Annotated in this window: 16 protein-coding genes and 2 pseudogenes; 6 read left to right on the top strand and 12 right to left on the bottom strand. The window is 73.2% G+C overall.

Annotated features, from left to right (window positions below):
* Positions 1-86: 86 nt before the first annotated feature.
* Positions 87-365: a metal-sensitive transcriptional regulator gene (locus BLW14_RS06910; protein ID WP_093705387.1), complete on the top strand. Its 279-nt coding sequence runs from the start codon at positions 87-89 to the stop codon at positions 363-365.
* A gap of 15 nt (positions 366-380) precedes the next feature.
* On the opposite strand, the gene BLW14_RS06915 is transcribed toward BLW14_RS06910, so the two are convergent.
* The 4 genes from BLW14_RS06915 to BLW14_RS06930 all read right to left on the bottom strand — a co-directional run bounded on the left by BLW14_RS06915 (position 381) and on the right by BLW14_RS06930 (position 3,849).
* Positions 381-1,124 carry a sulfite exporter TauE/SafE family protein gene (locus BLW14_RS06915; RefSeq protein WP_093705389.1) on the bottom strand — a complete coding sequence of 248 codons (744 nt, stop codon included), beginning with the start codon at positions 1,122-1,124 and terminating at the stop codon, positions 381-383.
* Positions 1,121-2,512 carry an MBL fold metallo-hydrolase gene (locus BLW14_RS06920; RefSeq protein WP_093705391.1) on the bottom strand — a complete coding sequence of 464 codons (1,392 nt, stop codon included), beginning with the start codon at positions 2,510-2,512 and terminating at the stop codon, positions 1,121-1,123. The genes BLW14_RS06915 and BLW14_RS06920 overlap by 4 nt, the downstream gene beginning before the upstream one ends.
* 126 nt (positions 2,513-2,638) lie before the next feature.
* Positions 2,639-3,280: a class I SAM-dependent DNA methyltransferase gene (locus BLW14_RS06925; RefSeq protein ID WP_093705393.1), complete on the bottom strand. Its 642-nt coding sequence runs from the start codon at positions 3,278-3,280 to the stop codon at positions 2,639-2,641.
* Between the two features lie 32 nt (positions 3,281-3,312).
* The gene (locus BLW14_RS06930; RefSeq protein ID WP_093705395.1) at positions 3,313-3,849 is read right to left on the bottom strand and encodes a GNAT family N-acetyltransferase; all 537 of its coding nucleotides are present in this window, start codon (positions 3,847-3,849) and stop codon (positions 3,313-3,315) included.
* Between the two features lie 412 nt (positions 3,850-4,261).
* On the opposite strand from BLW14_RS06930, the gene BLW14_RS06935 reads away from it, so the two are divergent.
* Positions 4,262-4,729, top strand: a complete 468-nt coding sequence (locus BLW14_RS06935) for a RidA family protein (protein WP_093705397.1) — start codon at positions 4,262-4,264, stop codon at positions 4,727-4,729.
* 27 nt (positions 4,730-4,756) lie between these two features.
* Here the strand turns inward: BLW14_RS06935 and BLW14_RS06940 are convergent, their stop codons facing one another.
* The 4 genes from BLW14_RS06940 to BLW14_RS06955 all read right to left on the bottom strand — a co-directional run bounded on the left by BLW14_RS06940 (position 4,757) and on the right by BLW14_RS06955 (position 9,918).
* Positions 4,757-5,596, bottom strand: a complete 840-nt coding sequence (locus BLW14_RS06940) for a PhzF family phenazine biosynthesis protein (RefSeq protein ID WP_093705399.1) — start codon at positions 5,594-5,596, stop codon at positions 4,757-4,759.
* 99 nt (positions 5,597-5,695) lie between these two features.
* Positions 5,696-6,526 (bottom strand): 2OG-Fe(II)-dependent halogenase WelO5 family protein, encoded by an 831-nt coding sequence (locus BLW14_RS06945; RefSeq protein ID WP_093705401.1) that lies wholly within the window; start codon positions 6,524-6,526, stop codon positions 5,696-5,698.
* A gap of 45 nt (positions 6,527-6,571) precedes the next feature.
* Positions 6,572-6,763 carry a hypothetical protein gene (locus BLW14_RS06950; protein ID WP_018520548.1) on the bottom strand — a complete coding sequence of 64 codons (192 nt, stop codon included), beginning with the start codon at positions 6,761-6,763 and terminating at the stop codon, positions 6,572-6,574.
* 119 nt (positions 6,764-6,882) lie between these two features.
* Positions 6,883-9,918 carry an alpha/beta hydrolase gene (locus BLW14_RS06955; protein ID WP_093705402.1) on the bottom strand — a complete coding sequence of 1,012 codons (3,036 nt, stop codon included), beginning with the start codon at positions 9,916-9,918 and terminating at the stop codon, positions 6,883-6,885.
* Positions 9,919-10,183: 265 nt separating this feature from the next.
* Here BLW14_RS06955 and BLW14_RS06960 point away from each other — a divergent pair, with 265 nt between their 5' ends.
* Positions 10,184-11,431, top strand: a complete 1,248-nt coding sequence (locus BLW14_RS06960; RefSeq protein WP_093705404.1) for a cytochrome P450 family protein — start codon at positions 10,184-10,186, stop codon at positions 11,429-11,431.
* Positions 11,432-11,477: 46 nt separating this feature from the next.
* Here BLW14_RS06960 and BLW14_RS06965 read toward each other — a convergent pair whose 3' ends face one another.
* Entirely contained in the window at positions 11,478-12,779 is a 1,302-nt protein-coding gene (locus BLW14_RS06965; RefSeq protein ID WP_093710663.1) for an MFS transporter, read from the bottom strand.
* A gap of 352 nt (positions 12,780-13,131) precedes the next feature.
* On the opposite strand from BLW14_RS06965, the gene BLW14_RS06970 reads away from it, so the two are divergent.
* From BLW14_RS06970 to BLW14_RS06980, 3 genes are all read left to right on the top strand, one after another.
* Positions 13,132-16,014, top strand: coding sequence for an AfsR/SARP family transcriptional regulator (locus BLW14_RS06970; RefSeq protein ID WP_177153843.1), 2,883 nt, complete (start codon positions 13,132-13,134; stop codon positions 16,012-16,014).
* A 217-nt stretch (positions 16,015-16,231) separates the two neighbouring features.
* Positions 16,232-16,987, top strand: a complete 756-nt coding sequence (locus tag BLW14_RS06975) for an SDR family NAD(P)-dependent oxidoreductase (RefSeq protein WP_093705406.1) — start codon at positions 16,232-16,234, stop codon at positions 16,985-16,987.
* Positions 16,988-17,070: 83 nt separating this feature from the next.
* Entirely contained in the window at positions 17,071-17,916 is an 846-nt protein-coding gene (locus BLW14_RS06980; protein WP_093705408.1) for a helix-turn-helix transcriptional regulator, read from the top strand.
* Between the two features lie 45 nt (positions 17,917-17,961).
* On the opposite strand, the pseudogene BLW14_RS35705 reads toward BLW14_RS06980, so the two are convergent.
* The 3 genes and pseudogenes from BLW14_RS35705 to BLW14_RS06990 form a co-directional block, all read right to left on the bottom strand.
* Positions 17,962-18,918 (bottom strand): annotated as a pseudogene (locus tag BLW14_RS35705) (chitinase); the annotation flags it as partial.
* Between the two features lie 168 nt (positions 18,919-19,086).
* A pseudogene (locus tag BLW14_RS35710) lies at positions 19,087-20,013 on the bottom strand (carbohydrate binding domain-containing protein); the annotation flags it as partial.
* On the bottom strand, positions 19,976-21,322 hold the full coding sequence (locus BLW14_RS06990) for a class I SAM-dependent RNA methyltransferase (RefSeq protein WP_093705412.1): 1,347 nt from the start codon (positions 21,320-21,322) through the stop codon (positions 19,976-19,978). The gene BLW14_RS06990 and the pseudogene BLW14_RS35710, both read right to left, overlap by 38 nt.
* Positions 21,323-21,360: the final 38 nt, after the last annotated feature.

The following is a 21,360-nucleotide window of genomic DNA, read 5'->3' on the forward strand; positions in this document are numbered from 1 at the left end:
GGCGTACGCCGTACGGGGAGGCCGGGGGGGGCGAGGGCGCCGAACGCGCTAGGATATACCCCTAGGGGTATGACGAGGGAGGAACCGTGGAGCTCGACATGGCGGCCGACGAGCTGAAGTCGGTGCTCAACCGGCTCAAGCGGGCCCAGGGCCAGATCGCCGGGATCATCAGGATGATCGAGGAGGGCCGGGACTGCGAGGACGTGATCACGCAGCTGGCCGCGGTCTCCCGGGCCCTGGACAGGGCCGGATTCGCCATCATCGCGACGGGCCTGCAGCAGTGCATGGCCGACGGCGAGCAGCCGGTCGTGGACCGCAACCAGATGCGGGCACGTCTGGAGAAGCTGTTCCTGTCCCTGGCGTGAGGGGCGCCGTCGCCGTCACCTCAGCGCGTCGACGAGCATGAACGCGGCGACCGCGAGCAGCACCCAGGCGAACAGCCGCTGGAGCCCGCTCCCGGACACCCGAGCCGCCAGGCGCTTCCCGTCCCAGGCACCGAGGATCGCGGCGGCGGTGAACGGGGCCGTCGCCGCCCAGTCCATGCCCGCGGCGCCGCCGGATCGGGTGACCAGGGACGTCAGCGAGTTGACGGTGATGACCAGGAGGCTCGTCCCGACGGCGGCCTGCATCTCGAAGGCCAGGACGGTCACCAGCGCGGGGACGGCCAGGAAGCCGCCGCCCACGCCGAGCAGCCCGGTCACCGCGCCGAGGCCCGCCCCCGCTCCCCCGGCCCGCAACGGCCGCACCCCGCCCCGCGCCCGCTCGGGGCCGGGGCGCAGCATGCGGACCGCGGCGAGGGCGGCGATCACGGCGAAGGCCGCGGTGAGGACGGCCTGCGGGAGCCGGGTCGCGGCCAGCCCCGCCGCCGCCGCGGGGACCACGCCCGCCGCGGCGAACGCGGCCCCGGCCCTCCAGCGGACGTGTCCGGCGCGGGCGTGCGCGTACAGGGCGGTCGCGGAGGTGGCGGTGACGATGAACAGGCTCGCGGTGGTCGCCGCGGCCGGGCTCAGGCCGAGCAGGTAGATCAGGGCGGGGATCGCCAGTACGCTGCCGCCCCCGCCGAGCGCCCCGAGCGCGAGGCCGACCACGGCCCCGGCAGCCAGGGCGAGGATCAGCACGCTCACGCCCCGGGACCGCCGGTCCCGCCCGCGTTGCGCGTCACCGTCAGGCCCGCCCTCCGGGCCCCCTCGAAGCCGTCGTCGACGGCGACGACCGCGCGGCCCTCCGCGTCGAGCAGGGAGGCGGCGATCGCCGCGCGCATCCCGCCGGCGCAGTGCACCCACACCTCGCCGTCAGGCACCTCGGCGGAGCGCTCGTGCAGCTCGTGGACGGGTATGTGCACGGAGCCCCGCAGGTATCCCTCGGCCCGCTCCGAGTCGCGGCGCACATCGAGCACCACGACCGGCTCGCCGCGCTCCCGGGCCCGTTTCAGGGCGGCGAAGTCGGTCCGGGGGAAGGAGCGGGGCTCCTCCCCGGCGCGGAGCCAGGTGTCCGGTCCGCCCGTGGCGGCGGCGGCCGGGCGGTCGATGCCGACCCGGACCAGCTCCCGCTGGGCGTCTGCGAGCTGCTCGGCGGTCGCGGCGAGGAGGGTCACCGGCTTGCCCCACGGGATCAGCCAGGCCAGGTACGTGGCGAGCTTGCCCTCGCCCTCGAAGTTGAACGTGCCCGCCACGTGCCCCTCGGCAAACGCGGTACGGCTGCGCAGGTCGACGACCCACTCGCCGGCGGCCAGGCGCTGCGCGATCTCCTCCGCGTCGGCGGTCCCCGGCGGGGTCAGGTCCACGGGGGCCGGGCCGCCGGCATTGAGGGGCGCCATGTGCGCGTAGTACGCGGGGACGTCCTCCAGACCGGCGAGCAGCCCCGCCACGAAGGTGTCGACGTCCTGAGTCAGTGCGTCGTTGCCCGCCCGCTCCGCGCCGATGGTCGTGGTGTCGCCCTCGCTCTGCGCGGAGGAGCAGAAGCTGCCGAAGCCGTGCGTGGGCAGGACCCGGACGTCGTCGGAGAGCTCCCCGGCGAGCCGGTGGGCGGAGGCGTGCTGAGCCCTGGCCAGCCGCTCGGTCAGCCGGGGCTCGACGAGGTCGGGGCGGCCGACCGTGCCGATGAGCAGCGAGCCGCCGGTGAACGCGGCGGTCTCCCGCCCGTCCTCGGCGAGCACGTACGAGGTGTGGTGCGGTGTGTGCCCGGGGGTGGCCAGGGCCCTCAGCTCCAGGCCCGCGTCCACCGCGAACCGGTCGCCGTCCGCGACGGGGACCCGGGCGAAGGCGACCCGGGCCGCGGCGGGCACCAGGTACCGGGCGCCGGTCAGCCGGGCCAGCTCCAGGCCGCCGGTGACGTAGTCGTTGTGTACGTGGGTCTCCACCACGTACCCGATCCGCACGCCCCGTGCGGCCGCCGCCGCGAGGACCCGCTCCACGTCGCGCGGAGGATCGACGACGACGGCCGTCGCCCTCCCACCGGCCAGATAGCTGCGATTGCCCAGGCCCTCGGTCTCCAGGGTGTCCACGAAGAACACGGTCGATCCCCTCCTTCACATGCGGCTCATTACCCCGGGGGGTATCCGGGCTTCCACCGTAACAGAGATACCCCCCAGGGTATTTTTCCGGCCGCAGGTGCCCCCTGGTACGGGCACCGCCCGGCTCTACGCCTTGCGGGCGAGCAGATGCACTTCCTGGAACTGGCGCCGGTCGTCCGGCCGGGGCTCCCGGACCAGGCGGGCCGTCTCGGCCAGGCCCTCGGCCCGCAGCAGTCCGGCGAGGTGGTCGGGCGACCAGCGGTAGGCCGTCGCGACGGCGTGGTCGAAGGACTGCGTGGGGTGCGCGGGGCCGTCGGTCGCGGAGAAGCCGATCAGGAGATGGCCGCCGGGTGCGAGTACGCGGCCGAACTCGGCCAGGATCGGCGGGAGTCCGGCAGGCGGTGTGTGGATGACGGACCACCGCGACAGCACACCGTCCAGCGCGCCGTCGGCGAGGTCGAGTGCGCCCATCTCCCCCACGTCGAACCGCAGTTCCGGGCAGGCCCGGCGGGCGAGCTCGACCATCGCGGCAGAGGCGTCGACGCCGAACGCGTCGAGCCCCAGGCGGGCCAGGTACGCGGTGACATGACCGGGCCCGCACCCGAGGTCCGCCACCCGTCCGCCCTCGCCGACGGACTCCGCGAAGGCGTCGAGCATCGCGCGGTCCAGCGGGCTGTCGCGCAACGAGTCACTGAAGAGCCGCGCGTACAGGTCCGCGGCCTCGTCGTAGGCGGCACGGGTGACGGTGAGGGCATCGTGTTCGACCATGCCGGCGACAGTAGCGCCCGCGCCGGAGACCGTCAGGCGACCGGGTCCGTCGCGAGCCTGGCGTGGGTCTCGACGTCGTGGCGGACGCCGCCGTACGCCAGCTTCGACCGTTGCAGCCCCTCGACCGCGAAGCCGGCAGCGAGCGCCACCCGGCAGGAGGCGGGGTTGTTGGTACGGTGCCCCAACTCCAGCCGGAAGAGGTTAAGTTCGGTGAAGCACCAGTGGGCGAGCGCCCGGCAGCCGAGGGTGGCCACTCCCCTGCCGCGTGCCGCGGAACCGGTCCAGTAGGAGACCCACCCGGTCGCGTGGCGAAGGTCCAGACTGCTCACGGCCACGCCGCCGAGGGCGCCGCCCGCCGCGTCCCCGACGGCGAACGCGAAGGCGGTCCCCCGGCTCCACTGCTGCTGCCGCCTGCCGATCCACAGCCCGGCCTCGGACACAGAGCCGACGGGTGCGTCCGCCTGCCGTTCCATGCCCGGTTCGGCGAACGCCTCCCGTACGGCAGGGGCGTCGGCCGTCTCCCAGGGGCGAAGGACCAGCCCTTCCGGCAACTCCACGCGTTCGTTCACGGCACGGATTATCCCGGTGTCCCTCCGCCGAGCCGGGCGGAGGGGCGGATCGTTCGCTCTCGGGCGCAGTCGGCCGCGTTCGGATCGTCGGGGGCCGACGCGACGCGGGCGGCGGTGACGTCGACCTGGCCGATATCGAGGAGTCCGCCGCCGGCCCCCGAGGCGCCCGGGTCGCCTCCCGCTGCGCCGGAACGGCGGGCACCGTACCCGCCCCGGCAGGGACCCGCATCGCACCCTCCGCCTGCCCCGGCAGCACGCTCTCCGCGGAGGGGAGCCACCCCTCCGCATCCGGGGAGGGGACCTCACACGGCCTAGCAGAAGCACGCCCCCGCCGTTCGCAAATCCGGAGAGGCCGTCCCACGGAGGGCGGTCCGGTGGGACGATCGGACGTCACCACGCCGCAGGAGGGCCCATGGGCAGGAACATCCGCGAGCGGCTCGCCGAGCTCGGCCTGACGCTGCCGGGGGCGAGCGCCCCGAAGGGTGCCTACGTGCCCGCCGTGCGAAGCGGGTCTCTGGTTTTCATCGCGGGCCAGATCCCGCTGACCGGCGGGGAGTTGACGGTGACCGGGCGCGTCGGAGCGGAGGTGTCGCCGGAATCGGCGAAGGCGCTGAGCCGCCAGTGCGCTCTGGCGGCCCTGGCGGCGGCGGACTCGGTGGTTCCCCTGGAGGAGGTGACCGGTGCGGTGAAGGTGGTCGGATACGTGTCCTCGGCTCCCGGTTTCCTGGGGCAGCCGACGGTGGTCGACGGGGCGAGCGAGCTGCTGACCGATGTCTTCGGCGAGGCCGGCCGGCACGCGCGCAGCGTCGTCGGGATGGCCGTGCTGCCGCTGGACGCACCTGTCGAGATCGAGATCGTGCTGGAGACGGCCGCCCCGTGACGTGAGGGGTGGCGCCCTCCTGCTGCGTCAGCCGATGGGGACGGCCGTACCGGTCACCTCGATGCCGCTCGACGCATCGGCCGGGACACCCACGGTGAGCAGGCTCGGGCGGCCCATGTCCACGCCTTGGTGCACCGTCAGGACGGCCGGTGTGTCCACGAGCCCGAGGTCCCGCAGGTACCCCCCGAGCGCGGCGGCGGCGGCACCCGTCGCGGGGTCCTCGACGACCCCGCCGGGCGGGAAGGGGTTGCGGGCGTGGAAGACGGTGTCCGACTCACGGTGGACGAGGGCGATCGTGGCCCAGTCCCGGCGGGCCATCAAGGCACCCAGCGCCTCCATGTCGTAGGCGAGTTCGCCCAGCCGGGCGCGGGTGGCGGCGGCGATCACGGGATGCCGGGCACCGGCGTAGGCGACCCGCGGGGGCAGGGCCGGATCGAGGTCCGCCCCGGACCAGCGCAGGGCCGCGAGGAGCTCGGCCAGGTCCGCGTCGTCGATCATCTCGGTACGCGGTGCGACGCTGACCAGGGTGGCGACGACCGAACCGTCCTCGCGGGCCGACGTGGTCACCGGCACCGGCCCGGCCTGGGTGTACAGGAGCAGCTCGCCGGCTCCGTGCCGGTGCGCGTGCGCGACGGCGGTCGCGATGGTCGCGTGGCCGCAGAACGGGACCTCGGTCCGGGGGCTGAAGTAGCGGATGTCGAGGGCCCCGTCGACGCGCGGGACGGCGAACGCCGTCTCCGAGTACCCGACCTCCGCCGCGGTGGAGGCCATGGTCGCCTCATCGATGCCCGCGGCGTCCAGCACCACACCCGCCGGGTTCCCGCCGAGGGGGTCGGTACTGAAGGCCACGTAACGCAGGATGTCCATCCACCGAACGTATCCGCTTCGTCACGGCAGCGTCAAAGCCCGCACACGGCGCTATATATGACGCTTCATCAGGCATAAACGGCCGGTCGAAGGGGGTGTTCAGGCCCAGGTGAGCAGTTGCCCGGTCACCGCTAGCCCCACCGCGAACCCCAGTGCGATTCTGCGAGCGCCCCGGCTCGGGCGCACCGCGTGGAAGTACCGGGGGTCGATGAGCAGGGCCTCCCCCACCCTCGGAGTGACCTCCAGCGCCTCGGCGTCCCGCACGACCGCCTCGTCGTAGCCGTACGAGGCGGGCAGCCGGTAGGCCTCGTCCTCCGGCTGCCAGCGGTGCCGCCACAGGACCGTCTCGCCACCCGAAGGCGGCACGCTGAGATAGAGGTTGAAGGCGAACTGGCCGATCAGGGGCGTGTCGAGGAGATCGTGCTCGTACTCGCGCAGCGCGTCGTCGAAGTGCACCCGGAAGCCCTGGTTCGGCTCCCTGGCCACCCCGGCCCCGAGCTCGCGGCCACCCCTCCGGCCGACCTCCACACCGCCCGGCCAGTGGGCACCGAGCCTCTCCCGGCAGAACGCGAACGGGTCGAAGGAGAGGCCGAGCCCCTGCCAGGCCTCGTGGTGGCGTTCCAGCGCGGTCCAGTAGCTGTCGGCGACACCGCCGTCCGCCATGTGGTCGCTGATGCCGACGCCGAACCGCATCACCCGCGGCTGGACGCGGGCGTTGCCGTACGAGTCGAAGGCCCGTTCCTCCAGGGACGTGAGCACCTCCGCGCACCGTTCCGCCGACAGGAATCCTGGTACACGTACGGCCGCGTACCGGCCGGCGGCGAGATCAGTGAGCAGTTCGCGGGTGAACGCGGGCGCTCCGGCGACGCGGAAGAACGGATCGTGCAGTGCCGTGGACGGCGGATCCTGCGTGAAGTTCCCTGTGGTCACTGTTCGGCCCCCCGACATCTGGAAAGCAACGGAAAACGACGGCGCCTATCCGGGATGCGCTCCGCTGGTGGCGCGGAACGCGGTCTTCGCGTCGAGCTCGAGTGCCTGACGTCCGGTTTCCAGGGCTTCCTTCGCCACCTGTCTGCCGAACTCGGCCTGCATCTCCTCCAGATCGCTCCCCGGGGCGCCCCACGTCGGGGACTGGTCGTCGTAGGAGTCGGCGGGGTGAGAAGTCATGGGCGGACCTCCGAGCGTTTCGGCAAGGGACGCGTCACACAGCGTGAAGCAACGTCAGGCTACGCGCAAGGCCGCCTGGGCCGACGGGGATTGCCGACATCCACCGGGGCGCCGAGGTCTCAGGTCGGCATCTCCCGCAGCCGGTCGAGCAGCGCCCTGGCCTGCAACGACAGAGGATGGTCCGAGGTGACCGCCCGGTCGAGGTCGTGCACCAGCGCCCGCAGCGTGTTCACCGCTACGGGCGTACGCCCGCGTATGCCCAGGAGCACCAGGACGTACGTGTAGCGCAGCCGCATCACGAGGTTGGAGTCCTGCGCCTGCGACGCGTCGCCCAGGGCGCCGCCGATGACCTCCTCGGCCTCCACGGCGCGGTCCTGCGCGAGCAGCGCGTGCGTCAGGGTCTCGCGGACCCGGAGGGTCTCGGGGGTGGCCGGCGGCCAGTGGTCGCGGCGGCTGATGGCGAGGATCTCCCGGGCCTCCGCCTCGGCCTCGCGGTGGGCGCCGAGGGACAGCATCGTCCGGGCCAGGGTGTGGCGCACCACAAGGGTGTCGTAGTGCTCGGGCCCGCGGACCTGGTTCTCCGCCTCGACTATGGAGCGCAGCAGGACCTCCGCCTCGCCCTCTCGTCCCGCCTGCTCGTTGATGGCACGGGCCAGCTTGTGCCGGCTGGCGAGGGTGTCGGCGTGGTCCTCGCCGAGGATCGCCGTGCGCGCCGCCACGACCAGGGTGAGGACCTCCTCCGCCCGGCCGAGCTGCTCCCGGTCGAGGTGGATGCGGCCCTGTTCATGGCGCAGGCCCAGGATCTCGCGGTCGTCGCGGTCGAAGCCGTACGAGGCGCAGCGCTCGATCAGCGGGACCACCAGGGCGTGCGCGGGGCTGAGCAGCCCGGCGGCGATGAGGTAGCGGGCGGTGAGCCGGGCGAGTTCGAGGGCGTCGGTGCGCACGGTGCGGTCGTTCAGCTTGAGGTCGCCGAGCAGGCAGGTCCGCGCCACCTCCAGGGCGTGCGGGGAGAGGGCGGCCCACAGCGGCCAGTTGGCGGGGTGGTCCGGGTTCCGTGCGTGCGTGGCCGCGAGGACCATGCGCAGGGCCAGGCCGTAGTAGTCGGCGGGCCGCTCCCGGACGTCCTTGTCCTCGCGCAGGACACCGTGCACGACGGGGTGCAGGGTGAGCAGGCCGGCGAGAGCGGGGTCCGGTACGTCCTCGTGTTCGTAGGGGTCCACGAGGCCGAGTTCTTCGAGGCCCTTCAGCGCGGGGCTCAGCGAGCCGGCGGCGCCGGGGAAGAGCGGGGACTCCGCGAGGGCGGGGCCGGAGAGGAGGTGGCGGTACGGGATCGGGGCGGTGCTCAGGCAGGCGAACACCTTGAGCAGCGTCGCGGCCTGCGGGAGGTCGTGCTGGGTGAGCAGGTCCATGCCGATGCCGCAGACCTTCTCCACGATCTCCCGGCCCAGGAGTTCGCCGAGCTGCGGCCCTTCCTGGCCGGAGGCGGCGCAGGCGTCGGGCTCCACGACGCGGCGGAAGGTGTCGAAGTCCCTGATGTCGCTGTCGAGCCGGATCCGGCTTTCGTGGACGGCCTTGATCACATCGGCCGCCTGGCGGAGTGCGAGCGGGAGCCCGCCGAGCTGGCGGGAGAGGCGGCGGGCGTCCTCGTTGGTCCCGCCCAGGCCTCCCGTCCGTTCCAGCAGCATGGAGGCGCCGTCGTCCTCGTCGAGCGGCAGGACCTGGTGGATGCCGGCCGCGGCGCCCCAGGCGTTCCTGCTGCGCACCCGGCTGGTGACGAGCACCGTCCCCCTGGCGCTCTTCGGCGTACGCAACCAGCCGGTGCCCAGTGACACCGGCCCGTCGGGCGGGCCGAGCCGCTCCGGATCGTCGGCGTTGTCGAAGATCAGCAGCCACGGGTCGGGGCAGGCGTCGAGCAGGGTCCAGACGAGGTCCATGGCGGTGCCGACGAGCCAGGCCCGTTCCACGGTGATCGACGGGGCGCCGAGGTCGCGGGCGAGCATCCGCATGCGCTGGTTGAGCTCGGGGGGCGACACCCACCAGACCCGGTACCCGGCCCGCCGGGCCCGGTCCGCGGCTTCCAGCGCGATCCGGCTCTTCCCGGAACCGCCGAGTCCGGCCACCACGTGGACCTGCTGCCGCGCCTCCTCGGACAGCAGGTGCGCGACCAGGGCCAGCCGGTCCCTGCCCTTCAGCTGGCCGTCGGCGAGCTGGCCGAACGGCGGCGGGGGAAAGGCCACGAAGTCCGGGAGCGCCGGTGCCGCGGGAACGGCGGCCCCCGGCCGGGGGCGCGGCACGTCCTGCGGCCCGGATTCCGGGGCCTCCCCGGCGCCCGGGGCCTCCCCGGCGCCCGGGGCAGGCGTGCGGCCGGGTTCGCCGGTGGGCCGGGAGGCGGCCTCGACCCGGCCACGCCCGGCCGCGGCCTGCTCCTCCTGCTCCCGCCGGGCCTCCTCGGCCACCTTGAGCAGGGCGCGCCGGACGGCCTGGTAGGCGGCGGCGTCGCGGTCGGCGGGCTGGACGATGCTGAAGTGGTCGGCGGTGACCACCCCGCCCTTGGGGAAGACCCCACGCGCCACGACCGGCGGCACGACGTCGTCCGCGGTACCCCCGTAGGCCAGGACGGGGATCGGGCACTCCTGGTCCGAGTGCGCGCGGGCGTGCACCACCGAGCTGAGCACGGTCCGCTGCGCCTCGGTCACCGCACGGTCGAAGGGCCGCAGTTGCCGCTCCTGCGGGTTGCGCCACAGCGGCAGGTACTTGCGTACGGTGAGGAAGAACCCGGACCCGGTGTTGGGGCAGGCGAACATGGTGAAGTGCTTGATCCGGCCGAGCTCCCGCCCCTCCCCGTGCCACAGCTTCCGGGCCAGGAACCGCTGGACCACCAACCCGCCCTGGCTGTGCGTGACCAGCACGATCCGTTCGGCGTGGGGAAGCCCGTCGCTCAGGAACGTCCCCAGCTGGTCGGCGATGTCGTCGGTCTCGGCGACCCGGCGGTCGGGCCGGAGCCGGACCAGCGGGGAGTCGTACTGGAAGGTGTGCACGCTCACCCACCCGGCGAGTTCCGGGTCGTCCGCGATGAGCGCCTCGAACGCCTTCCACACCTTGGCGGAGGAGAACAACCCGTGCACCAGGACGAGGTCGACGCGCGTGGACACCATCGCGAACCTCCGCAGTCAGAGAGGATGCTGAAATAGAGTCAGTTCGATCGCAGATGACTTGGTTGTCGCCTCAATGATGCACGAGGGACGCCTGATAGGGCCACAACGAGACAGGGCGGCCGCAGAGCCCGGTGCCCGGCCGGCCGAGGGCCCCATTCCGGGTGCCCCCACCGGAACGCGTCAAGCCGACCGGCCCGGGCCCACCGACCCGCCCGGAGCCCGCTCGAGTCCGCTCATCCCTCCCCTCCGAAGACCTGGAGACCCGATGAACACGCCATCGCCGAACCCCGCGGCCGGTTTTCCGCACCGCCTGGACCCGGCGGGAGGCTGCCCGCACGCGGCCAACGCCCGGCTCCTGGCCCGGGGGGCGGTCACGCCGGTCGTCCTCCCCGGCGAGGTCCGGGGCATGGCCGTGCTGGGTCACGACGCGCTGAAGGAATTCCTCGCGCACCCCGACGTCGCCAAGAACGCCCAGCACTTCACCGCGCTCCGGGACGGGGAGATCCCGGACGGCTGGCCGCTGAAGACGTTCGCCACCGTGCAGGGGATGACGACCGCGGACGGGGCCGACCACCGGCGGCTGCGGTCGCTGATGAGCAAGGCGTTCACGGGCCGCCGGATCGAGGAACTGCGCCCACAGATAACGAACCTGACGTCGCATCTGCTCGACGGCCTGGAGGCGGCGGCCACCGAGGACGGGGTCGTCGATCTGCGTACCCGCTTCGCGCTGCCGCTGCCGCTGGGTGTCATCTGCGAGCTGCTCGGCGTGGACGAGGCCCACCACGACCGGCTGCACACCCTCTCCAACCACATCGTGGCGACCGACATCGGCCCGGCCGAGGCGGTGGCCGCCAACCGGGAGATGGTGGAGATCCTGAGCGCGGTCGCGGCCGCCCGGACGGCCGATCCGGGGGACGACCTCACCAGCGCGATGATCGCGGCCCGCGAGGAGAGCGGCGACCGGTTCACCCCGCAGGAGCTGATCGGCACACTGATGCTCACCATCATCGCGGGGCACGAGACGACGCTGAACCTGATCACCAACGCCGTACGAGCCCTGTGCACCCACCGGGACCAGCTCGACCTGGTCCTGGCCGGCGGGGCGAGCTGGGCGGACGTGGTGGAGGAGACCCTGCGCTGGGACAGCCCTGTCAGCTACTTCCCCTTCCGCTACCCGACCCGCGACCTGACCCTGGACGGCACCGTGATCCCCCGGGGCACCCCGGTCCTCGCGGGCTACTCGGCGGCCGGCCGCGACACGAGGGCCCACGGCCCGGACGCGGCCCGCTTCGATATCACCCGCGCCGACGGACCCCGCCACCTCTCCCTCGGGCACGGCGCCCACTACTGCATGGGCGCACCGCTGGCCCGCCTGGAGAGCGTCACGGCCCTGGAACAGCTCTTCACCCGCTTCCCCGCGCTGGACCTCGCGGTCCCGGAGCCTGACCTCCCCCGCCACGCCTCGTTCGTGGGCAACAGCGTGCGGAGGCTGCCGGTGCGGCTGAGGGGGTGAGGGAGCGCGCCACCCTTTCCCATTCCGCTGCGGGGGCCGGCGGGTGTCACGCGTCCCCCGGTCCCGTGGGCAGGTCGCGTCGTGCGCGCAGCGGGCCGGCCAGGAGCAGCAGCGGGGTGACCGCGAGTCCGGCGGTCAGCAGCCACAGCGTCGGCCGCAGTCCGAGTACCGTGCCGAGCACACCGCCGAGCAGGGAGCCGAACGGGATGGCGCCGAAGCTCGCCACAGAGACGCAGGCCGTGACGCGGCCGAGGAGCTGCGGCGGGCAGTACCGCTGCCGGAAGGCACCCTGGACCACGTTGGCGAGCACCACACCGAGGGCGAGCAGGGCGTTGCCCGCCACGAGCGGGGCGAGCATCCAGCCCTTGCCGCCCAACGGGATCAGCAGGCCGAAGGGGGCCGTGCAGGCGGTGGCGACCAGCAGTCCGCGGGCGGTGCCCCAGCGGGCGGTGACCCGCTTGACACCGAGCGCACCGAGGATGCCGCCGACGCTGCTGGAGGCCATGAGCCAGCCGGTGGCGCCCTCGGGAACGTCGAGCTGCCGGATCAGGAACACCGGCATGATCGCCTGGTACGCCGTCAGCAGCAGGTTGGTCGCGGTGCCGTAGGCGGTCAGCACCCGGAGGTAGGGGTCGCGGACGGTGTAGCGCAGGCCCTCGCCGACGTCCTGGCGCAGCGGGGTGCGCTCGGCCGGGGGCTCGGGCAGCTCCTCCCGGCTGCGGATGCCGAGCAGGCACAGCGCCGAGACGAGGAAGGTGCAGGCGTTGACGAGCAGTCCGGCGACGGCGCCGAAGCCCTGTGCGAGGAGGCCACCGCCGCCGAGGCCGGCGACCTGCGCGACCGACTCGCTGCCCTGGAGCCGGGCGTTGGCCTGCTGGAGCCGGCCGCGGTCCACGACCGACGGCAGGTAGACCTTGTAGGAGATGCCGAAGAAGACCGCGGCCAGGCCGTTGAGGAGGCCGACCACGAGGAGCTGGGCCATGGTGAGCACCCCGAGCCAGGCGGCGACGGGGACGCTGGCGAGCAGCACGACCGAGGAGGCGTTGCAGATCACCATCAGCGGGCGGCGCCGCATCCGGTCCACCCAGGCGCCGGCCGGCAGGCCGATCAGCAGCCAGGGCAGCCAGGGCACGGCGGCCAGCACGCCGACCGCGAGCGTGCCGGCGCCCAACGTGACGACGGCGACCAGCGGCATCGCGACGGTGGTGATGTTGATGCCGACGCGGTTGGTGGTCTCGCCGAACCACAGCAGGCGGAAGTCGCGGTGCCCGGCGAGGGTCGGGGCCGGGGGCTCCGCGCCCTCCTTCCTCGGCAGCACGTCGAGGCCGGGTGCGGAATCGGAATGCATCGGTTTCCCCTTCCTCCTCGGTCCCGCCGAATGCCGTGCGGGCCCGTGGCCGGCGGTCGCGCCGGCCACGGGAAGAGACTGGACGAGGCCGTTCCCGAACCGTTCCCGGCTCGGTACCGCACCCTCGCGCGGAAAGTTAGGATCGCCTCCGCGCGGAACGGACCGATCGGCGGCAGCCCGATGGCAGCGACGCCCAGGGGGGGTGAGGTCGTCGGTGACGGCGGCGCCAGGAGAACGGCTTCGGTTCAATGTCCTCGGCCCCCTTGAGGGATGGTCGAGCGGTGTACGGCTGAGACTCGGCGGTGCCATTCAGGAACGCGTCCTGACCGCTCTGCTGCTCGCCCCCGGAAGGGTGCTTCCGGTCGCTCGGCTGGTCGCGGCGGCCTGGGACGGGGACCCGCCGGCCACGGCGTCCCACCAGGTCCGCAAGGCCGTCGCGGACCTGCGCAAACGCATACCCGGCGGCACGGACGTCCTGCTCACCGACGGGCCCGGCTACCGCCTGGTGCTGGAGGAGGACCAGAGCGACCTGGCCGAATTCGGCATGCTCGTCCGGAAGGCGAAGACCGCCGTGGCCGCACAACGGCTTTCCGAGGCGGCCGTGATCCTGCGCTCCGCGCTGACGCTGTGGCGGGGCCCGGTCCTCTCGGGTGCCGGAGGGCCGGTCATCGAGGCCGCAGCAGCGGCCATCGACGAACGCCGGCTGGGGGTCTGGGAGGAGTACATCGCCCTGCGCCTCTCACTCGGCGAATCCGCCGAACTGATACCTGACCTGCGGACGTTGACGTCGCAGCACCCGTTTCGGGAGACCCTGCGGGGCCAGTTGATGCTGGCGCTGTACCGGTCCGGACGGCAGGCCGAGGCGCTGGAGGAGTACGGCAGGGTACGGGAGCTGCTCGCCGGGGAACTCGGCGTCGACCCGGGACCGCAGCTCGCCAGGCTCTACGAGGGCATCCTGCGCGAGAGCCCGGAACTGGACGGCCCCGGGCCCGCCGCGCCGATGCCGAGCGAAGCCGCCCCGCACCCGGCCGGGCCGCCGTGCACCCTGCCCCACGACCTCGCGGACTTCACCGGCCGCGAGGCGGAGCTGGCCGAACTGCTGCACGGGGCGGCCCGCCGGGGCGGTCAGGGCCCCCGGATCGTGGCGGTCGACGGCATGGGCGGCAGCGGCAAGACCTCGCTGGCGGTGCGGGCCGCCTACCGGCTCGTCGGCGAGTACCCGGACGGCCGGCTCCACGTCGACCTGCGCGGTCACACCCCCGGCGATCGGCCGGTGTCCGCCGGCACCGCGCTGGAAGGCCTGCTGCGGGCACTCGGCGTGCCCGGGGACCGGATCCCCGAGGACACTGCCGGGCGCACCGCGCTGTGGCGGGCCACGCTCACCGGGAAGCGGCTGCTGATCCTGCTCGACAACGCGGCCGACGCCGACGAGGTCCGCCCTCTGCTGCCCACGGACAACGGCTGTCTGGTGCTGCTCACCAGCCGCGGCCGGCTGATCGACCTGGACGGCGTGCACTGGATCTCCCTCGGCGTGATGTCGCCGCGCGAGAGCGCCGCGCTGGTCGCCGAGACCCTGGGCCGCGAGCGGGTTGCCGCGGAGCCGGAGGCCGCCGCCGAGCTGGCCCGCCTCTGCGATCACTTGCCGCTCGCGCTGCGCATCGCGACCGCCCGGCTGCGCAACCGGCCGCGCTGGACGCTGGGCCACCTCGTGGAGCGGCTGCGGGACGAGACGCGCAGGCTGGACGAGTTCAGCGCCGGTACGCGCAGCGTCTCCGCCACCCTGCGCCTGTCGTACGAGGCGCTGGACGGGGAGAGCCGCGTCGCGTTCCGCCTCCTGTCGCTGCACCCGGGCGGCGACATCGACGTGCACGCGGCGGCGGCGCTGCTCGGCTGCGGCGTCCGGGACGCCGAGGGCGTCCTGGAGCGGCTGCTCGACGTACACCTGCTGCGCCAGCCGGACATCGGGCTGTACTCCTTCCATGACCTGGTGCGCACCTTCGCGCGCAGCCAGTTCGACGCCGACGGTCCCCGCGGTGAGGAGGCCTCGGCCGCCGTGGAACGGCTGCTCGGCTACTACCTCACCGCGGCCGAGACGGCCTGCGACGTCCTCTACCCCGGCCGCCGCCACCGCCCCACCGGCGTCGAGAGGTCCGCGGCGGACCTGCCCGATCTCGGCGACGCGGAGCGGGCGCGGACCTGGTTCACGCGGGAGCAGGACGCGCTGCTGGCCGCGGTGACCCTGGCCGAGCGGCGAGGCCTGGACCGGTACGTCGTCTGCCTGAGCCGCAACCTCGCCTTCCAGCTCAACGCCCGCGGGAATCTGGAGGAGTACGGGGCCACCGGACGTGCGTCGGTGGCGGCGGCCAAACGGCTGGGCGATCTGGCGCTGCTGGGCGTGAGCCTGTCCAACCTCGGGGTCGCCTGCTGGCGGCTGGGCCGGTTCGAGGAGGGGCTGGAGGCGGCGCGGGAGGGCCGCGACGTCGCCGCCCGGACCGGCGACCGGCACACCGAGGCGCACAGCGAGGGCACCCTCGGCCAGTTCAACAGCCTGCTCGGCAACTTCCCCGAGGCCCTGACGCACTTGCGGCGGGCCATCGCCTTCGAACGGGAACTGGGCGCCCCGCGCGCCGAGGCGGACAACCTCACGCTGCTCAGCACGCTCTACGAGCAGTGGGGCCGGTACGAGGAGGCCGAGGCGGCGGCGCTGCGCGCCATCGACCTCCAGGCCGGTCTCGGCCGGTTCGAGAACCAGTTCACCGCCTTCACCGACCTCGCCTTCGCGTACGCCGGCCTGGGCCGGTGGGAGGACGCGGCCCTCAGCCTCGACCGGGCCCGCGCCCGCCTCGGCCAGGGCGCCGACCCCGGGAACACGGCGGTGACCCTGGCCCTGTCGGCCGACGTGGACCAGCATCTCGGACGGCCGACACGCGTACCGGACCCGGCGGAGCAGGCGCTGGAGCTGGTGTCGTCGTACTCGTCGCCGTTGCGGCGCGCCAAGGTGGAGAACATCGTGGGGCGGCTGCGAGGACGACAGGGTGAGTACGAGGCGGCCCGGGAACTGCACGCCAGTGCGCTGGAGTCGGCCTCCTCGATGAGGTATCGGATCGAGGAGGCGTACGCACTGAGCGGCCTGGCGGACGTGGCCGACGGGGACACGGACGCCGCCGGCCACCGTGCTGCGGCGGAGAAGCTGTTCGAACGGATGGGTGTCGCGCGGGACCGGCGGCGCCGCTGAGCGGGTCCAGGGACCGCCGCCAGCGGGGGGCAGGCCGTGCCAGGGACCTCGCGGCCCGTGCCGTGGCCAACGCCCCGTCGGATTCCAGGCGGCGCCGAAGCAGGGATCGGCGATCCCTGGATAACCGCGGCCTTCATCCGGCCCCCGGGCTGCGCGACCGTTGAGGGGCAGGCGGCGGACCGGTCGGTCCGCCGCATCCGATCCGAATGGAGCCACCATGGCCCGCATCGCCCTGATCACCGGCGCCAACCGGGGCCTCGGCCGCAGCACCGCCCTGCACCTCGCCGAGGCCGGCACCGACCTGATCCTCACCTACCGCTCGCACGCCGAAGAGGCCGAGGCCGTCGTGGAGGCCGCCGGGAAGCTGGGCCGCACGGCGGTCGCCCTGCGCCTGGACACCGGGGACACCGCCGAGATCCCCGCCTTCATCGCGCAGGTGCGCGAGGCCCTGAGCCGGGAATGGGGCCGCGACGACCTCGACATCCTCGTCAACAACGCCGGGCACGGAGTGCACGCGCCGTTCGAGGAGACCACCGAGGAGCAGTTCGACGGGCTGATGGACGTCCACGTCAAGGGCGTCTTCTTCCTCACCCAGGCCCTGCTGCCCCTGATCAAGGACGGTGGCCGCATCCTCAACGTCTCCACCGGCCTGACCCGCTTCATCGCCGTGCCGACCGCCGCGTACGCCGCGGCCAAGGGCGCCGTGGAGGTGCTCACCCGCTACCTCGCCAAGGAGCTGGGGCCGCGCGGCATCGCGGTCAACGCCCTCGCACCGGGTGCCACCGGCACCGACTTCGGCGGCGGCGGGGTCCGCGACGACGAGGGCATGCGCTCCATGCTGAGCGGTGTCACCGCGATGGGCCGTCCCGGCGAGCCCGACGACATCGGCGCCGCCGCTGCCGCGCTGCTCACCGGGGGCACCTCCTGGATCACGGGGCAGCGCATCGAGGCGTCGGGCGGCATGCTGCTCTGAGGGGCCGGGCCCGGCCGGGCCCGTACACCTGCACGACCGCGCCCCGGATGTCAGGTACCGGGGCCACGAGGGAGACTGGAATCGTGGACCGAGCGCAACTCGCGGACTTCCTGCGCACCCGACGCGAAGCCCTGCAACCGGAGGACGTGGGACTGCCCCGCGGACCGCGCCGCCGCACCCGCGGCCTGCGCCGGGAGGAGGCGGCGGCGCTGAGCGGCATGTCGACCGACTACTACAGCCGCCTGGAGCAGCAGCGCGGGCCGCAGCCCTCGGAGCCGATGCTCGCCGCGATCGCCCGCGGACTGCGCCTCTCCCTCGCCGAGCGTGACCACCTGTTCCGTATCGCCGGGCACAACACCCCCTCGCGCCCCGGCAATCTGCGCTCCGACCACATCTCGCCCGGCCTGATGCGCATCCTCGGGCGGCTGGACGACACCCCGGCGCAGGTGGTCAGCGATGTGGCGGAGACCCTGGCCCAGACACCGGCGGCCACCGCGCTCCTCGGCGACCAGACACAGTTCACCGGACCCGAACGCAGCCTCACGTACCGCTGGTTCACCGATCCCGCCGCCCGGCTCCTCTACCCGGAGGAGTACCACCCGCTGCACAGCCGCTTCTTCACCTCCGGCCTGCGCGCCGCCTACTCACGACAGGGCACGGGCGGCCGCGCCGAGCACCTGCGCGACCTCCTGCTGGAACGCAGCCCGGAGTTCGCCATCCTGTGGAGCGCCCACGAGATCGACGTACCGCGCGTGGACCCCAAGCTGGTCCGCCACCCCGAGCTGGGCGTCCTCACCCTCCAGTGCCAGGTCCTGCTGGACCCGGAACAGAACCAGACACTGCTGGTGTACACCGCCACCCCGGGTTCGCCGGACGACGAGAAGCTGCGTCTGCTGCCGGTACTGGGAGCACGGAAGGCGGACACCTGACGGGGCGACGCGTCCGGCCCCGGCGGACCGGACGCATCGCGTCGCCTAGCGGTTCTGCAGGGACTTGACGTTGTTGCCGAAGGACCAGCCCTTCGAGCCGTCCCAGTTGACGGACCACGTCATGAGGCCCTTGAGCGAGCCGTCGAACGCGTTCCACGCCTGCCCGACCTGGCTGGGCGTCATGTAGCCACCGCCCGCGCCGGGCTGGGCCGGGAGGCCGGGCACCTGCTTGTCGTACGGCACCTTGACCGTGGTTCCCTGGATGGTCAGGCCGTTGTTGAGGCAGGTGGTCTGGGCGACGAATCCCTCCACGGTGCCGGCCTGGTACGAGTCGCCCGAGCAGCCGTACATGCTGCCGTTGTAGTACTGCATGTTGAGCCACCACAGCCGGCCGTTGTCGACGTACTTCTTGATGACCGGCAGGTACGCGCCCCAGATGGACCCGTAGGTGACGCTGCCGCCGGTGACGTACGCGGTCTCCGGCGCCATCGTCAGGCCGAAGCCCGCCGGCATCTTGGCGAGCACGCCGTCGATGATGCGGATCAGGTTGGACTGGGAGGCGGACAGCGTGCTGATGTTCCCGCTGCCTGACAGGCCGGTCTCGATGTCGATGTCGATCCCGTCGAAGTTGTACTTCTTGAGAATCGGGACGACCGTCTCGACGAAGCGGTCGGCGACCTTGCTCGACGACAGGTCGATGCCCGCGGCCGCGCCGCCGATGGACATCAGGAGCGTGGCGCCGTTCGCCTTGGCCTCACACATCTCCGCCGGCGTCGACACCTTCACACCCGCGTCCATGCCGTCCTCCCACAGGACGGTCCCGTCCGAAAGGATCACCGGGAAGGCGGCGTTGATGACGTTGTAGCCGTGCTGGGCGATCCGGCTGTCGGTGATGGGGACCCAGCCCATGCCGGGGTGGACACCGTTCGACGCGCCGTCCCAGTTCTCCCAGTACCCCTGGAGCACCTTGCCGGCAGGCTTGGGCTTCGTGGCACAGGTGGCGTCGCCCGGGGGGTCGGTGGGCGGAGGCGTGGTCGGCGGGTCGGTGGGCGGCGGTGTCGTCGGCGGGTCGGTGGGCGGCGGTGTGGTGGGCGGGGGCGTCGTGCCACCGGGACCGGTGAGCGACACGTCGTCCGCGAAGTACGCGGGCGTCCCGTACCAGCCGTGCAGGTAGACCGTCACCGATGTGGTGTTCGCACCCGTGGTGAAGCCGGTGCTCAGCTCGCTGTACGACGCGGAGTTGGGCGTCCAGGTCTGCGGCTCACTGGTCGCCCCGGTGCCACTGGCGCCGAGGTAGACGTAACTGCCCTGGACGAAGGCGCTCAGCGTGTACTTCGAGTTGGGCTGCACGCTGACCTTCTGGCTGCACTGGGCGTTGCCGAGCCCGGAAGGCGTGGCCTTCAGCGCGGACGAGCCGGAGTGCGCCGGGCTGCTGACGGCCGCACCGGAACCATCGGTGCACGACCAGCCCGAAAGCCCGCTCTCGAACCCGGAGTTGGTCACCAGGTTGGCGGCAGCGGCAGCACCGGCCGATCCGGAACCGGCCAGAGTGACGCAGGCACCGATGACGGTGGCGGCGCTCAGCCCGGCGATCGTACGGGTCATGACGGTCGAGCTGAGCCGGGCCCGGCCGGCGGCCGAACGCCCGTCACCCGCCTCGGGGAGAGTCCGAATCCTCCGACGGAACATGCTGTGCTCCATTCTCGCCCCGTGCAGCGGGCGTGGGCGTGCGTGAGGGGGCGTGGGCGCACGGCCCCGGATGAGCTGGGGAGATGCGGTGCGCCGATCGACGGGAGCGTAGAAGCGGGGACCCGGCCAGTCAATAGGTCTGGACCAAAGCCGAACGGCTGCCGGCGGCCCCACTTGACGGAACTTGACAGATCGGCCCCCGCCCGGCGAATCGCTTGAGCGCGGGGCCCGTCCAGTGCGAGGGTGCGGCCTGTCAGCAGCACCACGCCATGTCCCCGCACACACGGGTGCGCCCCTGCGGCACATGCCGCAGGGGCGCATCACGTACACCGACGAGCGGGCCCAATGGCTCACCCACCCAACCGAAGCACTACTTCGCGGGCTCCAGAATCGCCACGCACTCCACATGATGCGTCATCGGAAACAGGTCGAACGCCCGCAGCGTCCGCACCCGGTACCCGCCCTCCGCGAAGTACGAGATGTCCCGGGCCAGTGCCGCCGGATCGCAGGCCACGTACGCGATGCGGCGGGCGCCCAGCGCCACCAGTTGCTTCACCGTGGACTTGCCGGCGCCCGCGCGGGGCGGGTCCAGGACGATGAGGTCGCACTCGGTGATGCCGGTGCGGGGCAGGACCTGGTCGACCTTGCCGTGTTCGATGCGGACGCGGTCCAGGTCCGCGAGGTTGTGGCGGGCGTCCTCGACCGCGCGCTTGCCGGACTCGATGCCGAGGACAGCGCCCTTCTCGCCGATGCGCTGGCCGATGGCGCCGGCGAAGAGGCCGACGCCGCAGTAGAGGTCTAGGGCGGTGTCGTTCTTACGGGGCAGCAGGCCCTGCATGACCGCGCGGACCAGGGTGTTCGCGGCCTGGGGGTGGACCTGCCAGAAGCCGCCGGAGCCCACGCGGTACGTGCGGTCGTCGGCGCGCTCGCGGACGAAGCCGCGGCCGTGGACGCGGTGGACGCCGCCGTCGCGTTCGTCGACACGCAGGACGGAGACCGGCTTGTCGAGCTCGACGAGGGGGAGGCGGCCGCCCGGGCGGGGGGTGAGGATGACCTGGCGGTCGTGGGAGCCGGTGGCGGCGATGGCCTCCACCGTGGCCATCTGGGGCCAGTCCTGCTGCTCGACGCCCAGCTCGGAGACACCGGGCGCGGCGATCATGCAGTGGTCGATGATCTCGATGTCGTGCGAGCGGTGCTTGCGCAGGCCGACGCGGCCGTCCTCGTCGATCGCGTACTGGACCCGGGTCCGCCAGGCCGGCACCTCGCCCGCGGGGAGCTTGTCGCCCTCGGCCGGCATGACCGTGCCGTCCCAGCCGGCCTCCTCCGGGGTGAGGCCCGCGAGTCGCTGGAGCTGCTCGGCGACGACCTCGCCCTTGAGGCGGCGCTGGGCGCCCGGCTTGGCGTGCTGCCAGTCGCAGCCGCCGCACTTGCCGGGGCCGGCGAACGGGCAGGGCGCCTTGACCCGGTCCTTGGACGCGTCGATGATCTCCACCGCGTCCGCGCGCAGGAAGCGCGAGTCCTCGGCGCCGTCGGTGACGCGGGCGACGACCTTCTCGCCGGGCAGGGTGTGGCGTACGAACAGCACGCGGCCCTCGTCGGTGCGGGCGATGCAGTGGCCGCCGTGCGCGACCGGCCCGACCTCGACCTCGTACTCCCGCCCGATCAGCGACTCCGGCTGCGTCTCCCCGGTCTGCGGCGACGTGGATTCGTTCTGCATGAGGGGGTGGCTCCAGAGGGGGAAGGGGGACGGCCCGC

The organism is Streptomyces sp. 2131.1 (assembly GCF_900105515.1).
Lineage (GTDB): Bacteria > Actinomycetota > Actinomycetes > Streptomycetales > Streptomycetaceae > Streptomyces > Streptomyces drozdowiczii.

Bases quoted from the DNA above. Each gene is read 5' to 3' on its own strand.
- BLW14_RS06940 (WP_093705399.1), bottom strand. From the start codon at position 5,596: ATGGACATCCTGCGTTACGTGGCCTTCAGTACCGACCCCCTCGGCGGG.
- BLW14_RS06955 (WP_093705402.1), bottom strand. From the start codon at position 9,918: ATGGTGTCCACGCGCGTCGACCTCGTCCTGGTGCACGGGTTGTTCTCC.
- BLW14_RS06990 (WP_093705412.1), bottom strand. From the start codon at position 21,322: ATGCAGAACGAATCCACGTCGCCGCAGACCGGGGAGACGCAGCCGGAG.
- BLW14_RS06975 (WP_093705406.1), top strand. From the start codon at position 16,232: ATGGCCCGCATCGCCCTGATCACCGGCGCCAACCGGGGCCTCGGCCGC.
- BLW14_RS06925 (WP_093705393.1), bottom strand. From the start codon at position 3,280: ATGGTCGAACACGATGCCCTCACCGTCACCCGTGCCGCCTACGACGAG.
- BLW14_RS06965 (WP_093710663.1), bottom strand. From the start codon at position 12,779: ATGCATTCCGATTCCGCACCCGGCCTCGACGTGCTGCCGAGGAAGGAG.
- BLW14_RS06960 (WP_093705404.1), top strand. From the start codon at position 10,184: ATGAACACGCCATCGCCGAACCCCGCGGCCGGTTTTCCGCACCGCCTG.
- BLW14_RS06935 (WP_093705397.1), top strand. From the start codon at position 4,262: ATGGGCAGGAACATCCGCGAGCGGCTCGCCGAGCTCGGCCTGACGCTG.
- BLW14_RS06950 (WP_018520548.1), bottom strand. From the start codon at position 6,763: ATGACTTCTCACCCCGCCGACTCCTACGACGACCAGTCCCCGACGTGG.